Annotated in this window: 14 protein-coding genes; 12 read left to right on the top strand and 2 right to left on the bottom strand. The window is 58.5% G+C overall.

Annotation, left to right across the window (positions count from 1 at the left end; all coding sequences use genetic code 11):
- Nucleotides 1-107 precede the first annotated feature (107 nt).
- Genes ACXYMP_RS08090 through ACXYMP_RS08100 form a run of 3 tightly spaced genes read left to right on the top strand, consistent with a single transcriptional unit; the run spans nucleotide 108 to nucleotide 3181 of the window.
- The gene (locus tag ACXYMP_RS08090; protein WP_458905566.1) at nucleotides 108-1130 is read left to right on the top strand and encodes a lysylphosphatidylglycerol synthase transmembrane domain-containing protein; all 1023 of its coding nucleotides are present in this window, start codon (nucleotides 108-110) and stop codon (nucleotides 1128-1130) included.
- On the top strand, nucleotides 1114-2427 hold the full coding sequence (locus tag ACXYMP_RS08095; RefSeq protein ID WP_458905568.1) for an FAD-binding oxidoreductase: 1314 nt from the start codon (nucleotides 1114-1116) through the stop codon (nucleotides 2425-2427). Before ACXYMP_RS08090 ends, ACXYMP_RS08095 begins: the two co-directional genes overlap by 17 nt.
- Before the next feature lie 4 nt (nucleotides 2428-2431).
- The gene (locus tag ACXYMP_RS08100; protein WP_458905570.1) at nucleotides 2432-3181 is read left to right on the top strand and encodes an SDR family NAD(P)-dependent oxidoreductase; all 750 of its coding nucleotides are present in this window, start codon (nucleotides 2432-2434) and stop codon (nucleotides 3179-3181) included.
- Between the two features lie 24 nt (nucleotides 3182-3205).
- Here the strand turns inward: ACXYMP_RS08100 and ACXYMP_RS08105 are convergent, their stop codons facing one another.
- Both ACXYMP_RS08105 and ACXYMP_RS08110 read right to left on the bottom strand, forming a co-directional pair.
- Nucleotides 3206-4663 carry a UbiA family prenyltransferase gene (locus ACXYMP_RS08105; RefSeq protein WP_458905572.1) on the bottom strand — a complete coding sequence of 486 codons (1458 nt, stop codon included), beginning with the start codon at nucleotides 4661-4663 and terminating at the stop codon, nucleotides 3206-3208.
- A gap of 4 nt (nucleotides 4664-4667) precedes the next feature.
- Entirely contained in the window at nucleotides 4668-5477 is an 810-nt protein-coding gene (locus tag ACXYMP_RS08110; RefSeq protein WP_298566174.1) for a lytic transglycosylase domain-containing protein, read from the bottom strand.
- A 378-nt stretch (nucleotides 5478-5855) separates the two neighbouring features.
- On the opposite strand from ACXYMP_RS08110, the gene ACXYMP_RS08115 reads away from it, so the two are divergent.
- From ACXYMP_RS08115 to ACXYMP_RS08155, 9 genes are all read left to right on the top strand, one after another.
- On the top strand, nucleotides 5856-6047 hold the full coding sequence (locus tag ACXYMP_RS08115; RefSeq protein ID WP_298565791.1) for a Flp family type IVb pilin: 192 nt from the start codon (nucleotides 5856-5858) through the stop codon (nucleotides 6045-6047).
- A gap of 34 nt (nucleotides 6048-6081) precedes the next feature.
- A complete protein-coding gene (locus ACXYMP_RS08120; RefSeq protein ID WP_298565788.1) occupies nucleotides 6082-6273 on the top strand; it encodes a Flp family type IVb pilin in 192 nt (63 codons plus the stop codon).
- 245 nt (nucleotides 6274-6518) lie between these two features.
- Nucleotides 6519-7355 (top strand): Flp pilus assembly protein CpaB, encoded by an 837-nt coding sequence (gene cpaB / locus ACXYMP_RS08125; protein ID WP_298565785.1) that lies wholly within the window; start codon nucleotides 6519-6521, stop codon nucleotides 7353-7355.
- 214 nt (nucleotides 7356-7569) lie between these two features.
- Nucleotides 7570-8979 carry a type II and III secretion system protein family protein gene (locus tag ACXYMP_RS08130; protein ID WP_298565782.1) on the top strand — a complete coding sequence of 470 codons (1410 nt, stop codon included), beginning with the start codon at nucleotides 7570-7572 and terminating at the stop codon, nucleotides 8977-8979.
- A gap of 1 nt (nucleotide 8980) precedes the next feature.
- Entirely contained in the window at nucleotides 8981-9658 is a 678-nt protein-coding gene (locus ACXYMP_RS08135; protein ID WP_298565779.1) for an OmpA family protein, read from the top strand.
- A 445-nt stretch (nucleotides 9659-10103) separates the two neighbouring features.
- Nucleotides 10104-11354 carry an AAA family ATPase gene (locus tag ACXYMP_RS08140; RefSeq protein WP_298565776.1) on the top strand — a complete coding sequence of 417 codons (1251 nt, stop codon included), beginning with the start codon at nucleotides 10104-10106 and terminating at the stop codon, nucleotides 11352-11354.
- 14 nt (nucleotides 11355-11368) lie between these two features.
- Entirely contained in the window at nucleotides 11369-12847 is a 1479-nt protein-coding gene (locus ACXYMP_RS08145) for a CpaF family protein (RefSeq protein ID WP_298565773.1), read from the top strand.
- Between the two features lie 3 nt (nucleotides 12848-12850).
- On the top strand, nucleotides 12851-13819 hold the full coding sequence (locus ACXYMP_RS08150) for a type II secretion system F family protein (protein ID WP_298565771.1): 969 nt from the start codon (nucleotides 12851-12853) through the stop codon (nucleotides 13817-13819).
- 15 nt (nucleotides 13820-13834) lie between these two features.
- Complete coding sequence (locus tag ACXYMP_RS08155; protein WP_298565768.1) at nucleotides 13835-14809, top strand: type II secretion system F family protein; 975 nt, start codon at nucleotides 13835-13837, stop codon at nucleotides 14807-14809.
- Nucleotides 14810-14904 lie beyond the last annotated feature (95 nt).

Here is a 14904-nt window from a genome sequence, read left to right on the forward strand (position 1 = left end):
GGGGCTGATGCGTGCGGGTGAAGGCTTCTCGCCGTATTTCCCCTCGCAATTGCGCGGAAGCTTTCATAATCTCGCCTCAATCCCCCGCCATAAGCCGGGCAATGACAATGAGCAGCACAAACCCCATATCATCCACTGCAGGGAAACAATCTGCACCGGACGTCGCCCCCCGGCGGCTGCGTGATACGCTTGTGCTGTTTGGGTTGTTCGGGCTGGTCCTGGTCGGGCTGATCGGGCTGGCGGCTGCAACCGGGTGGGACGAAACCCGCGCCCAGCTTGCCAAGCTGACGGGCTTGCAATTTGTTGCCCTGCTTGCACTCAGCCTTGTGAATTACCTGTTTCGTGGGCTGCGCTGGCATATCTTTGCGCGCAAACTGGGACTGCCCACGGGTCTTGTCCAAGACCTGCGCCACTTCCTTGGCGGCTTTGCTATGTCGGTCACACCCGGCCGCGTGGGCGAGCTGGTGCGGATGCGCTGGCTGAAACGCGAAACCGGTTGGGCGTTTGAACGCACAGCGCCGCTTGTGTTGGTTGATCGCGCATCGGACCTGTCAGCCATGGCCCTGATCCTTGGGCTTGCGCTGGCCTTTTCGGCCACCGGGATCGCGGGCGGGCTGCCCGTCACCATCCTTGCCCTGATCGCCGCCTTCGCCGCGACCCGACCGCGCCTGCTGGGCTGGTTTGCCACGATGGGGCACAGGATCACCGGGCGGTTTGCGCGGCTTTGGGCCAAGATCCGCCGTGCCTCCCTTTCGCTGTCGGCGTTCACTTCGCCCACATTGATGGCGCTTGCCGCTCTGATCGGGGTCATTGGCTGGATTGCCGAAGGCTATGCCTTTCACCTTCTTCTGATGTGGATGGGGGCCGATATCGGCTTTGCCAAGGCGGTCGCCATCTTCGTCTTCTCAACCCTTGCCGGTGGCCTGACCGGTGCACCCGGCGGCGTCGGCGGGGCTGAAGCCGCCATGATCGCCCTGCTTGCGATGGAAGGCGTGCCGCTTGAGGTCAGCGTCCCCGCCACCGCCATCATCCGCGTAACAACCCTTTGGTTCGCCATCGGGATCGGCCTTCTGGTCTTTCCCGTCGCCGAACGCAACTCTTTGAGACATACACATGGTTTGGAAAAATAACGAGTATTCCGGCTGGGGCCGCGTTCTGAAAGCCTCTGCCGAACTGGCGCGTCCCGAACGCGCCCGGAGCCTGAAGGCCGCGGTGGCGCAGCATCCCTGCCCGGCCATAGGCAATTGCCGATCCTATGGTGATGCGCCGCTAAACGACGGTGGTCGCGCCATCGACATGACGCGGATGAATCGCATCATCGACTTTGACGCAGACACCGGCGTTGTCACGGTCGAGGCCGGCATCACCATCGGTGATCTGGCCCACGTCTTCGCCCCGCGCGGATGGCTGCCCGCCGTCATGCCCGGCACCGGCTTTGCCACCGTGGGCGGCTGCATCGCACAAGACGTGCACGGCAAGAACCACCATAACGAGGGCAGCTTCGGCCAGCACGTTCTGTCGGTCACGCTGCTGAATGGTGACAAGCGCACCGTTGCTACGCCCACCCGAAACGCAGCCCTGTTCCGCGCCACCATGGGCGGCATCGGACAGACCGGCGTGATTGCCGAGACGAAATTGCAACTCAAACCCTGCCCCGGCGACGTGATGATGGTCACCGAACGCCGGGCCGAGGATTGGGACGACCACCTTGCCCTGCTCGATGGCAGTCAGGCCACCTATTGCGTGGGCTGGATCGACACGACCGCCAAGGGTGCAGCCCTTGGGCGCGGTGTCATAGAAGAGGCCGAGTTGGCCGCTGGGCTTCTGCCCAAGGCAAAGCCGTCCAAGAAGATCCCGCTGGACGCGCCGAATTTCGCACTGGCGGGTCCGGTCGTCCGGGCCTTCAACAACGCTTATTACCGACGGGTGCCAAGCTCGGGGCGCTCGTCCGTCAAACGGATCGACGACTTCTTCTTCCCGCTCGACAAAATCCACGACTGGAACCGCCTTTACGGAAAACGCGGCTTTTACCAGTTTCAAAACGTGGTGCCGCTGGACCAGGCAGATGCCTTGAAAGCGATGCTGGAGCTGATCGCGGGCGCAGGCCTTTCGTCGCCTCTGGCCGTGCTCAAACGCATGGGACCGGGACGTGCCGGGCATATGAGCTTCCCGATGGAAGGCTACACGCTCGCCGTCGATTTCCCCGCCCGTGACGCGGCTGTCGACCTGATCGCGATGCTTGAGGACATGACCATGGACGCTGGCGGGCGGCTTTATCTTGCCAAGGACGCATTGGCCACTGGACCCGCAATCAAGGCGATGTATCCCGAACATGGCGACTGGGTGAAACAGGTCAACAAGGCCGACCCGGATCACGCGCTGGAAACCGATATGGTGCGCCGTCTGAACCTGCGCGAGGCGGAGTAAGAACATGACAAAGACCAAACAAAACCAGTGCTGGATCATCCTAGGTGCAACTTCGTCCATGGCGCGCGCCTTTGCGCAGGCCGTGGCCGATCAAGGCGCAAGTGTCATTCTGGCCGGGCGCGATATGGACGACCTGAAACGATCCGCAACAGACCTGTCCGCGCGCGGTGTGACCGCTGAGGCGGTGAAGTTCGACGCCCGCGACATCGCAACCTTCCAGCCGATCATCGACCGCGCCGGGCGCGAGGAGGGCGTAATCAACGCCGCAGTCTTTGTTGGCTCGATGCCCGCTCAAGAAGACATCGACGCCAACCCCGCCCTGATCGAAGGCGTGGTGAAAGACAGCCACACTGGCCCTGCGGCATTCCTGACCATGCTCGCCCCAATCATCGAAGACCGGGGTGCGGGCACAATTGTCGGCGTTTGTTCGGTTGCAGGCGATCGGGGTCGGATCGGCAACTATGTCTATGGCTCGGCCAAGGCAGGATTTGCCACCTATCTGTCGGGCCTGCGCAACCGCCTGACCCGCGCGGGCGGCCATGTGGTAACGGTAAAGCCCGGCTTCGTGGACACCGCGATGACATGGGGGATCGAAGGGATGTTCCTTGTCGCCTCACCCCAGAAGGTGGCGGCTGACATCCTGAAAGCGGTCGAGGGGCAGCGCAACGTAATCTACACACCGTTCTTCTGGCGCTATATCATGCTGATCATCCGACACATCCCGGAGTTTATCTTTAAGAAGATGTCGATCTGAGGACCGGTTTGACCAGGCGGCGCGTTAGCCGACCCCGAACCATTCCTGCCACAAGCCTGCGGCATAGAACATGATCGACATGGCCATCAACATCAGGCCAATGCCGCGCTTGTCCTTCATCGCAAAGACGATCGGGTCGTAATCCTGCTTGCCGTGCCAGCCCAGACGCACCATGCGGATCATCCACCACGCCAGCGGGATCTCGGCCACCCAGATCAGCCATTGCGTCTTGTAAAGCGAGATGGCCTGATCGGTGAAAGAATAGAGGAAAAACGCCACCAGCGCTGCCACCACACCCAGCGACGCCACGTTCAACAGGTCAGGCCGGTCAGGGCGGCCATAGCCGCGCCCCGGCAGACGGGCATCGGATGTGGCCAACGTAAGCTCGGTCAGCCGCTTCACGCAGCCCAGTGCCAGAAACACCGGGAAGATGAAGACAAGCAGGTAGCCCGACACATAGATGCCTGTCGCCGCCGCGCCCGCAACCACCCTGAGTGTGTAGAGCGAGGCCAGCACCGCGATATCGACCCAGCGCATCCGCTTGAGCTTAAGGGAATAGGCCAGCGACAACAGCATATAGAAGCTGACGACACCGACAAAAGCCCAGCCAAGGGCCGCGGCAACGCCCAACGCGATCACTGCCAACACCAGAAACGACACCATCCCCACCTGTATCGGCACCGCGCCCGAAGCAAAGGGACGTTTGCATTTCTTCACATGCAGCCGATCGGCCTCAAGGTCCAGAAGATCATTGACCAGGTATATGGAAGAGGCTGCGGCCGAAAAACTGATCACCCCAAGGATCGCCATCACAAGTGTGTTCAGGTCAAACGCATGCCCTGCAATCAACGGCACAAACAAAAGCACGTTCTTGACCCATTGATGCGGGCGGAAACTTCTAAGCACATCTTTCATGCGCCAGCCTGCATTGATGCGGGTCACGGGTTTGCCGCGTGCCTCCATCACCTTGGCCGAGCGTTCGTCCCCCACCACCAATGCGCCATCTGCATGGTCCCAGATCGCGCGATCCACTGCGGCGTTGCCACCATAATCGAACCCTTCTTCACCATAGGCGGCGATCAAGGCGTCGGCCTTGCGTTCGCCCTTGAGGTTGGTCACCCCGTCAGAGGCGAAGACGCGCTCTGACAGGCCGTGATCAGCTGCCAAACGTGTCACCAGCGACTGGTCCGACGCCGAGGCCAAAATGACCTCGTAGTCTTGGCTTTGCGCGGTGCGTGCCATCGCCAGAACCTCGGGTTCGACGGGCAGAAGGTCGGTGCGCAGCTGGGCAATCTGAGCCAGTTCAGCCTTCAGGCGTGCCGGGTTTTTGAAATGCGCAAAGCTGGTCTTCAGCGTGGCAAACGGGTTCTTTCCCAAGCCCGCCCAAAAGCATTCGAACAACATGTCGGTGCGCAGAAATGTGCCATCGACATCCAGCACCAAAGGCTTGCGGGCGGGTTTGTTGGCAGAATTGTCAGCCATTGGTCTACACTCCGTTCACGGCAAAAACACAGCCGTCAGACAAAAGCTCTGGCGGGGTCAGGCACAGGCCACGCGCCACTTGCCATGCCGCCAGAACCTTGGGCACATAAGCACGCGTCTCCGCATAAGGAGGCACACCGCCATTGTCGGTCACAGCGTTTTCGCCCGCATTATATCCAGCAAGGGCTAAAATGGGGTCGCCCTGAAAATGGGTCAGCAGCCACTGCAAATAGGCCACGCCACCTTTGATGTTCTGCGTGGGGTCACCGCTATCTGCCACACCAAAGCGTTCAGCCGTCGCCGGAATCAATTGCATGAGCCCCTGCGCCCCTGCCCCGCTTTCAGCGTCAACGCGCCCTGCACTTTCGACCGAGATCAGCGCAAGCACCAGTGCCGGAGATACAGGCGTGCCGATCGTCGCGCTCAGGATATCCTTGCCATACGCCTGCGCGATGCCCTGCAGATGTTGCAGGCGCGGCTGCGGCATACCTTCTTGCGTTGCGACAAGATCCAGCGCCGCGCGCACATTGGCGGGGCCTGCCTTGTCTAGGCGCGGCGAAACGGCGGTCCAGAACCAGTCCCATTCAGGCGAGATCGGCGCGACGCTTGCCACGACCGCGTCCCCGTCACCCGGTTCGGCGCTGTCGGTCTGGTCTGGGGATGTGCGGGGTTTTACGGCAAGAGCTGCGGCTTGAGCAGCCGGGTCGATCTGGATGGTGATCCGTTTGGCCCCAGCATCCGGCACGCCGACTCGCTTGAAGGTAAAGTCAGCAAAGGGCGCCGGCGCGTCATCCGCCTGCACCTGAGACCCCATTACAAGGGTCAGAAATATGCTTATGTTTACGAAGCGCCGCATTTGCGGTTCACTGCTCTGCCTCGGATTGTTTTGCCTTTTGTCGCAGATTTGTGTCTACAGAGCCAGAATTACCTTGAATCGTTTCCAAAACTGATGTCAGAAAGCCCACAAAATTAAGGACTATAAGATTATTTCAATTTTTTTCTCTATGTTTTTCAAAGCATTAAATAGTAAATACATTAAAAAATCGTTAAGCCATAAAAGGTACGAAACCCGCCCAACTCTCGCCCCAATCAAGGGGTTAATTAGCTACATGCCAAGCAGCGCTGCGGACGGCAAACAGTTCAGGCGCCAAGGTGAAAGAAACGAAACAACACCTTTTCGGAGTGACACAAAATGAAACTTTATAACCTGATCAAGACCTTCAAAGCCGACGAAGACGGCGCCGTAACCGTAGACTGGGTCGTTCTGACCGCAGCTATCGTGGGCCTGGGTATCGCAGTTCTGACTTCGGTTTCGGGCGGCACCAAATCGCTGGCCAACAAGATCTCGTCGAACCTGTCGACAATGACCATCATGACGCACTAAGCGTCGCATTAACCAGTAACCAAGGAGTATTACTATGAAACTTTTCAACCTGATCAAGACTTTCAAGGCCGACGAAGACGGCGCCGTGACCGTAGACTGGGTCGTTCTGACCGCAGCTATCGTGGGCCTGGGCATCGCAGTTCTGACATCGGTTTCGGGCGGCACCAAATCGCTGGCCAACAAGATCTCGTCGAACCTGTCGACCATGACCATCATGACGCACTAAGCCCAAAGCTTGTGCAAGAAAGGCCGCGCCCCTCCGGCGCGGCCTTTTTCGTTGTGCATTCTGGTTTTGGTCGATATGCAACAACAACACATCAAATCGGCGAGCTCTAGTATTGTTGCCGCATTTGATGAAATTCACCCTTAATTCATGCTTTGTGCTTCAAATTGCCTCAATTCACGAAGACATATATATCAATTAGTTCGTTTTGGGGATGCTCTCCATTCGGTTGAGGGAAAGGATTCAAGATGCGTTTGGTTTTTGGACTGGTCCTGGTCGTAGGCGTCGGCCTTGCAGGCTTCGCAGTCTATATGGCGCAGGGATTTATCGGCGACTATCAAGCCCAGCTTGAAGCAGAACGCGCCGCGCGCGCAAATGCAGTGCCGACGGTCGAAGTTTTTGTCGTAAATCGCGGTCTGCGATATGGCGAGCAACTGACCGAGGAAGACATTCGCCCGGTGAACTGGCCAGAGAATGCGATCCCCGAAGGCACGTTCCGCGCGATTGACGAGATTTTCCCGGACGGCGAAAAGAAATTCCGCACCGTTTTGCGGGCGATGGAAAAAGACGAAGCCCTGATGACCATTAAGGTCACCAAGCCGGGCGCCGATGCCGGTGTGGCGTCGCGCCTGTCTGCGGGTATGCGGGCATTTGCGATCAATGTTGATGTCAGCTCTGGCGTGTCGGGCTTTTTGCGCCCCGGAGACCGGGTCGATGTCTACTGGACCGGTCGCGGCGTGGATGACCTGGGCAACAACCAGGCGGTGACAAAGCTGATCCTTGCCGGTGTGACCCTGATCGCGGTCGACCAAATCGCGGACAGTGACCGCGCTGCGCCCTCAATTGCGCGCACCGTCACGGTCGAAGTCACGCCCCGTCAGGTGGCCGCGCTTGCGCAGGCCCAATCAAGCGGTCGCCTTTCTCTGTCGCTTGTCGGCGCAAAAGACGAAACCGTTTCGACGGCTGTCGAAGTCGGTCAAGACGAGTTGATTGGTGAGGTTGTCGGTCCGAAAAAAGAGATCTGCACGATCAAAACGCGCCGTGGCGCGGACATCATCGAGACCCCGATCGACTGTCCTGAATGACAATTTCCCTTTGCGGGCCGGCCCCCGGCCCGCAGACTGTTGCGACTTATCCACATGAATAGGAGGCAACAAGGCATTGATTCTTGCATTTTTTCAATTTCTAACGCAGTCTGCGTTTTAATTGGGCAAAAACCCATCACCGGACGTGAAGATCCGGAGCAGTCAAAAGGGGTCGCCCCCTTCTATCGAGACGTGATCAGAGAGGCAGGATCACATGAAATATGATCGTTTTATCAAGGCGGCCCTTTTGGGCCTGACGCTGGGCTTAGGCGCTCCCATGGGGGCATCCGCTGAAACCTTACGCGTCATGAGTGGCGCCCCATCGGGCGCACTAAAGGTTCCCATGAACCGTGCAGTGGTCGTCGAAAGTGACGCACCATTCGCCGAGCTTTCCATCGCAAACCCGGGCATTGCCGACATTTCGACGCTGTCGGACCGCACCATTTACGTGCTGGGCAAGACACCGGGACGCACGACGCTGACGCTGCTGGGTGCTGATGGCAAGCTGCTTACCAATGTCGAGGTGCACGTCGCCCCCGACATCGCAGAATTCAAAGAACGCCTGCGGCAAATCCTGCCCGGCGAACAGATCGAAGTGCGCACCGCTAATGACGGGATCGTCCTGTCGGGTATGGTCAGTTCGATCCAGCGCATGGACCGCGCGCTTGATCTGGCGCAGCGCTATGCGCCTGAACGTGTCTCGAACCTTATGTCCGTCGGCGGCACCCAGCAGGTCATGCTGAAGGTGCGCTTTGCTGAAATGGGCCGCTCGGTGCGTAAAGCGCTGTCCAGCTCTGTCGGGTTCAGTGGTGGGATCAACCAGACCATCGCTGCTGAAACCGGCACATGGCTGCAGAACGGCAACAACGCCGGCAGCTTCCCCGTCATTGTCGATGGCGATCAGGAAGGTGTCTTTGGCCTGAGCTTTGGCGCCGGCAGCCTGCAAGTGGGGATCCTTCTGGAAGCCCTTGAAAGCAAAGGCGTCGTTCGCACACTGGCCGAACCCAACCTGACCGCGTTGTCAGGTCAGGAAGCCTCGTTCCTGGCAGGTGGCGAATATCCGATCCCGGTCAGTTCCGGCGAAGATCGCATCACAGTCAGCTACAAACCTTTCGGGGTCGAGCTGACCTTTACACCAACGGTGCTTGCCGATGATGTGATCAATCTTCAACTGAACGCCGCCGTTTCAGGCATCGACAGCTCGATCAGCTATAACAACGGTGGTCTGACGCTGAATTCGTTCCGCCGCCGCGAAACCTCGACCACGGTCGAAATGCGGGATGGCGAAAGCTTTGCCATCGCGGGCTTGATCGAAGACGACTTTCAGGACGTGATCGGATCGGTGCCTTGGTTGGGTGACCTTCCGGTGCTGGGCGCGCTGTTCAGATCCACGGAATACGAACGCAAGCAATCCGAGCTTGTCATCATCGTGACCGCGCATCTTGTCAGCCCGACGCGCGGCGAAGTTCTGGCAGTTCCGACTGACCGCATTCGCCCGCCTTCCGAAAAAGACCTGTTCCTGTTTGGCAAGACCTCTGCCCCGAACAAACCGCGCACGGGCGCGGCGGGCGAAGTCGCGCAACAGGATTTCTCGGGTTCCTATGGCTATGTAATGGAGGACTGAGATGTCTCTCGCACGGATCAAACCCCTTCTCGCGGCGACGTCAATCATGGCCTTGCTGGCTGGTTGCGCCGATAACAAAACCGCCTTGGCGTTCTGGCACGGCGAAGCTGGTGCCCAAATCGACGAAGGCAATTTCGGCGTGCCCACCGCCTATAACCAAGGGGTGCAAACGGGCAAGATCGACGCTGTCGTCAGCATGGCGCATCGATTCAACCAGGAAACCGCAGACACGGTGAATTTTGAATTCAACCGCGCCAATCTTGATGATCAGGCCCGCAACATCCTGCGCAAGCAGGCCCATTGGATCAACCAATTCCCTGAATTGCGGTTCCGCGTTTATGGGCACACCGACCTTGTCGGGTCGAACGCCTATAACAAGCGTCTTGGTATGCGCCGCGCCCGCGCGGTTGTGAATTACCTTGTTGCCCAAGGCATCAGCCGTTCGCGTCTGGAAGCCGTGGTCAGCTATGGCGAAACACAGCCCCTGATCCCGACGCAACAGCCCGAGCTTCGCAACCGTCGCACGGTGACCGAAGTGACCGGCTTTGTTGGCCGCCACCCTACGGTTCTGGACGGCAAATACGCCGAAGTTATCTATCGCGAATATATCAGAAGCGCAGTTCCGGTGCCGATCATCTCGGCTGGCACGGCTGGCACGGTCGAAGGTGGTGGTGGCTGACGCCGCCAAGCCCTCGGACAAGTTTCAAAAAGGCGCGACACGGTCGCGCCTTTTTGCGTCTTGGTGCCGGTTTGCCGCTCAAATCTGCCCGCGGACCACATTTTTGCCACATTCAAGGGAAGTTGGCGTAATCTTTCCCCCTGTAGGACATCGTGATTTGCCTTATTAACATAGCCAACACACCATATATTGGTCGTCGGTTCCCGTTTAACACGAATGACTTTGCCGTTCCTCAGGTCGAAACAGATGCCATGCCCAGCACAAGATCGTCCCAAAAGAACGAATAATTTGGCCGTTTCAGCCGCAATCTTGCCCAGATTGGCTGGCACTTCTTGGGCCTGCCGGGAGCAGTCCGTGCGCAAATCCGACTCGCGCACCTTCTCCTGGAAAGAGGCCCCGACGGCAGAATGCTTGAATGCGGGCTCGAACTGGAAGGAATGAGTCAATGAGTGGCAGTGTTGCGCTACAGACAGACCCCGAACCGATCGTCGCGTGCACGATCTCTAGGGATGTTCAGAATTTCGATCTTCTGATCGAAGACATGGAGGCCGAACTGGGCGAAGCCTGGGGCGACCTGACGATGGAAGATGCCATCACTTTCTTTGCGCAACCCGATGCGGATGCCTTGGAATTTGTGGCCATCGCGCTGGACGAACAGGACGAAGCTGATCTGTCAAAGGTCGCAGGGGTCATCAAGGCCGCCGTCGAAAAAGATATCAAGGTCATCGTGATTGCCGAAGAGGTAAGCCCGATCGCCTTGCACCAGCTTTTGAAGCTGGGGGCCGAGGAATTCGTCCCCTACCCGCTTCCCGAAGGGGCGTTGCACGATGCGATCACGCGTTTGCGCGCCGCCGCATCCACCCAGCAAACCGATGTGGACGCAGGCGATCATGCCACGACGCTCAAGCCCAAGGGGGACCGCGAAGCTGTTATTTTGGCAGTGCACCCGATGGCTGGCGGCACCGGTGCGACGACACTTGCGGTTAACTTGGCGTGGGAGCTGACCCAAACCAATAAGAAAGACCCACCGCGCGTGTGCCTTTTGGATTTCGGTCTGCAATTCGGGTCCGCCGCCACCTATCTTGACCTGCCCCGTCGCGACGCGGTTTATGAACTGCTGTCCGACACCGAGATGATGGATCAGGACATCTTCATGCAAGCGTTGCTGACATATGGCGACCAGTTGCAGGTTCTGACCGCGCCATCTGACATGCTGCCTTTGGATCTGGTGACAAGTGAAGATATCCAGCGGGTTGTCGAAATGGCGCGTTGCAATTTCGATTATGTCATAATCGACATGCCCAATACGCTGGTTCAGTGGACGGAAACGGTCCTGCACGCGTCCCATGTCTATTTTGCTACGCTTGAGCTTGATTTGCGCTCGGCGCAGAACACGTTGCGGATGATCAAGGCCCTGAAAGCCGAAGAGCTGCCCGTCGACAAGCTTCGCTATGTGCTTAATCGCGCACCGAAGTTCACAGATCTGGCTGGCAAATCGCGGGTCAAGCGTCTGGCGGAAAGTCTGGATATCTCGATCGAGGTTCAATTGCCCGATGGTGGCAAGCCCGTGACCCAGGCAGGCGACCATGGTGCACCCCTTGCATCGGCGGCGGCGAAAAATCCGTTGCGCAAGGAAATCCAGAAACTGGCCAAGTCTGTTTACGATGTTAATCAGGCCGAAGCGACAGCCAACTGACCCTCGGAGGCACGATGTTTTCCCGCTACAAAAAACCCGCCAAGACACCCGCCAAAGGCACCCCGCAACTGAAAGCGGTGGACGGTGGACGTTCGGCAGAGGCGACGCCTGAAAAGGCGAAGTCGCCCAGCGCGGCGGATTCCGCGGCAAAGCATTCCGTCACGCGCCGTCAACTACCGGCACAAGACGCCAAACCGGTCGCCGGCGACAAGGAACGCAAACGCAAAGAGCGGTTGGGCGACATCAAGACCGAGCTTCACAAAGAGCTTCTGGACAACCTGAACCTTGGTGCGCTGGAATCCGCTTCGGAAAAAGACCTGCGTTCGGAAATCACTGATATCACGTCAGAATTCCTGACCACACGCGACGTTGTTTTGACCCGCGACGAACGTTTGATGCTCAATCAGGAGCTCTACGACGAAGTGAAGGGCCTTGGCCCCCTTGAGCCGCTTTTGCAAGACGACACCGTCAACGATATTCTGGTGAACGGACCGCAGCAGGTCTTTGTCGAACGCGATGGTCGGCTTCAACTGACCGACGTGACCTTCAAGGATGAACGCCACCTTCTGCGCATCATCGACAAGATCGTATCGGCGGTTGGTCGTCGCGTGGATGAAAGCAACCCGCATGTCGACGCCCGTCTTGCGGATGGTTCGCGCTTCAACGCGATGGTGCCGCCGATTGCGGTGGACGGATCGCTTGTTTCAATTCGTAAATTCAAGAAAGACAAGCTGGGCATCGACGAACTGGTGAATTTCGGCGCGTTCTCGGAAGAGATGGCCGCCTATCTTCAGGCCGCCGTCGCCACCCGGCTGAATATCATCGTATCGGGCGGGACCGGTTCTGGTAAAACGACGACGCTGAACGCGCTCTCGTCTTTCATCGACAATTCGGAACGCATTCTGACGATCGAAGACACGGCCGAACTTCAACTCCAGCAGACCCATGTCGGCCGGATGGAAAGCCGCCCCTCGAACGTCGAGGGCAAGGGCGCGGTCAGCCAACGCGACTGTCTGAAAAACGCCCTGCGGATGCGTCCTGACCGGATCATCGTGGGGGAAACCCGCGGCGAAGAAGTCATCGACATGCTACAGGCCATGAACACCGGCCACGATGGGTCAATGACGACGATCCACGCCAACTCGGCCCGTGATGCGGTGTCGCGTCTGGAAAACATGGTCGCCATGGCCGGGATCGAGATGCCGCTGAAAGCGGTGCGCAGCCAGATCGCTTCGGCTGTGAACCTGATCGTTCAGGCCAGCCGCTTGCAAGATGGCTCGCGCCGTATGGTGTCGATCACCGAGATCACCGGCATGGAAGGCGAAGTCATCTCGATGCAGGAGGTGTTCCGCTATGAACGTCTGGGCCTTGCGCCCGACGGCAAGATCATCGGACGCTTCAACGCGACCGGCGTGCGGTCGCATTATTCTGATCGCTTCCGTCAGTGGGGCTATGATCTGCCCGCATCCATTTACGAACCCTGGAGCGAATGATCCATGTCCATTTCCATTGAGCCGATCCTTTATGGTCTGATCTTCCTGGCAGTGCTGCTGTTGGTCGAAGGCATCTATTTGACCGTGTTCGGCAAGTCGATCAGCCTGAACAACCGCGTGAACCGGCGCCTCGATATGCTCGAAAAAGGCGCGGCGCGCGAAGAGGTTCTGGAAAAGCTGCGCAAGGAAATGGGCCAGCACGTTCGCGCGCAGGGTATTCCGTTTTATTCCCTGCTTGCCACCAAAGCCCAGAAAGCCGCAATTGCGTTCACACCGGGTCAATTGGTGATGATCATGGGGCTGTTGACGGTCTTTGCCTATGTCGGGCTCAGCGTCGCCACTGCGGCGTCGCCACCCGTGCGCATCGGTGTGTCGATCGTGATGGGCATCGGTGGTGTCTACATGTGGATCAACAACAAGGCCAAGAAGCGCACATCGATGATTGAAGAACAGCTGCCCGACGCCGTCGAACTGATGGTGCGCAGCTTGCGCGTCGGACACCCGTTTTCGTCGGCCGTGCAGATCGTCGCAAAAGAGGTTCCCGACCCGCTTGGCACCGAAATGGGCCTGATCGCTGACGAAAGCGCCTATGGCCGTGACGTGGGCGAAGCCCTGTCTTCGATGGCGGAACGCCTTGATAATCAGGACATGCGATTTCTGGCCGTTGCGGTGACCATTCAACAGACCTCGGGCGGCAATCTTGCCGAAATTCTGGACGGTCTGGCCAAGGTGATCCGGTCGCGCTTCAAGCTGTTTCGCCGGGTCCGCGCCATCACCGCCGAGGCGAAATGGTCCGGCAACTTCCTGTCGGGCTTCCCGGTTCTGGCGTTGGTGATGATCAACCTGATCCAGCCCAACTATTACGACAAGGTGCGTGACACGCCTTATTTCATCCCGGCCTGTCTGGTTGTTGCCGGCTTTCTTGTGGCGAACATCTTCGTCATGCGCATGCTTGTAAACATCAAGGTCTGAGGGGGTCAGACGGACATGGAACAGATCAACACTATTCTGACAGACCTGATGGGCCCGATGGGTCCGATGATCGCCGTCGGTGGGGTGGGGCTGTTGTTTATCGTCTTCGCTCTGCCCTTCTTGTTGAAGCGCACCGTTGATCCGCTGGACAAGCTGCGCCAAACCCGTGAACGCGGTGCGAAGGCTGGGCAAAAAGCCGACCTCCGTGTCGCATCCGGCTCCAATAAGCTTGAGAAATACTCGGCCTTTTTGGAACCGCAGGACGCCGAAGAATATTCAGCCATACAGTTGAAACTGCTTCAGGCGGGTTATCCCGGCAAGAACGCCGTGCGGACGTTCCACTTTTCCCAGTTTGCACTTGGCATCGGGTTGCTGATCTTTGGCGTCTTTCTGACCATCCTGAAAACCGCCAACGAACAGGAAATGTCGACACAAGCGCGGATGTTGTGGATCCTCGTGCCAGGTGTCTGTGGCTATCTGTTGCCGAAATACTGGGTCACGCGCCGGGTCGAAGAGCGCAAGGAAGAGATCACCAACGGTTTCCCCGACGCGCTGGACATGATGCTAACCTGTGTTGAGGCCGGTCAATCGCTGGATCAGTCGATCTTGCGCGTCTCCAAGGAAATTCGCGCCTCCTATCCGGCGCTGGCGGATGAATTCACCATCGTCTCGAACGAAATGAAGGCTGGTAAAGACCGCATTCAGGTGCTCCGTGACATGTCTGAACGCTCGGGCGTGCCAGATGTGGCCAGCTTTGTGACCGTGATGATCCAGTCTGCGACCTTTGGCACCTCGATCGCGGATGCGTTGCGGGTCTATGCCGCGGAAATGCGCGACAAACGGGTTATGCGGGCGGAAGAGAAGGCAAATACCTTGCCCACCAAGATGACACTTGCCACAATGATGCTGACAGTTCCGCCGCTTCTGATCATCCTGATCGGTCCGTCGATCTATGACATCTATCTGACCCTCAAGCAGGTCCGGTTCTGACGCCGGCATCGGGCCGCGCGAAGGAGAGCACTTTGACCACGCGCCGCCCTGCCCCACCGGCTTTCATTCGACCGGCCCTTTTCCTGGCATCAACC

The sequence above is a fragment of the Aliiroseovarius sp. CAU 1755 genome (assembly GCF_054482655.1).

Excerpts from the sequence above, each read along its gene's own strand:
- ACXYMP_RS08090 (WP_458905566.1), top strand. The coding sequence starts at position 108 with ATGAGCAGCACAAACCCCATATCATCCACTGCAGGGAAACAATCTGCA.
- ACXYMP_RS08095 (WP_458905568.1), top strand. The coding sequence starts at position 1,114 with ATGGTTTGGAAAAATAACGAGTATTCCGGCTGGGGCCGCGTTCTGAAA.
- ACXYMP_RS08100 (WP_458905570.1), top strand. The coding sequence starts at position 2,432 with ATGACAAAGACCAAACAAAACCAGTGCTGGATCATCCTAGGTGCAACT.
- ACXYMP_RS08105 (WP_458905572.1), bottom strand. The coding sequence starts at position 4,663 with ATGGCTGACAATTCTGCCAACAAACCCGCCCGCAAGCCTTTGGTGCTG.
- ACXYMP_RS08110 (WP_298566174.1), bottom strand. The coding sequence starts at position 5,477 with ATGGGGTCTCAGGTGCAGGCGGATGACGCGCCGGCGCCCTTTGCTGAC.
- ACXYMP_RS08115 (WP_298565791.1), top strand. The coding sequence starts at position 5,856 with ATGAAACTTTATAACCTGATCAAGACCTTCAAAGCCGACGAAGACGGC.
- ACXYMP_RS08120 (WP_298565788.1), top strand. The coding sequence starts at position 6,082 with ATGAAACTTTTCAACCTGATCAAGACTTTCAAGGCCGACGAAGACGGC.
- cpaB (WP_298565785.1), top strand. The coding sequence starts at position 6,519 with ATGCGTTTGGTTTTTGGACTGGTCCTGGTCGTAGGCGTCGGCCTTGCA.
- ACXYMP_RS08130 (WP_298565782.1), top strand. The coding sequence starts at position 7,570 with ATGAAATATGATCGTTTTATCAAGGCGGCCCTTTTGGGCCTGACGCTG.
- ACXYMP_RS08135 (WP_298565779.1), top strand. The coding sequence starts at position 8,981 with ATGTCTCTCGCACGGATCAAACCCCTTCTCGCGGCGACGTCAATCATG.
- ACXYMP_RS08140 (WP_298565776.1), top strand. The coding sequence starts at position 10,104 with ATGAGTGGCAGTGTTGCGCTACAGACAGACCCCGAACCGATCGTCGCG.
- ACXYMP_RS08145 (WP_298565773.1), top strand. The coding sequence starts at position 11,369 with ATGTTTTCCCGCTACAAAAAACCCGCCAAGACACCCGCCAAAGGCACC.
- ACXYMP_RS08150 (WP_298565771.1), top strand. The coding sequence starts at position 12,851 with ATGTCCATTTCCATTGAGCCGATCCTTTATGGTCTGATCTTCCTGGCA.
- ACXYMP_RS08155 (WP_298565768.1), top strand. The coding sequence starts at position 13,835 with ATGGAACAGATCAACACTATTCTGACAGACCTGATGGGCCCGATGGGT.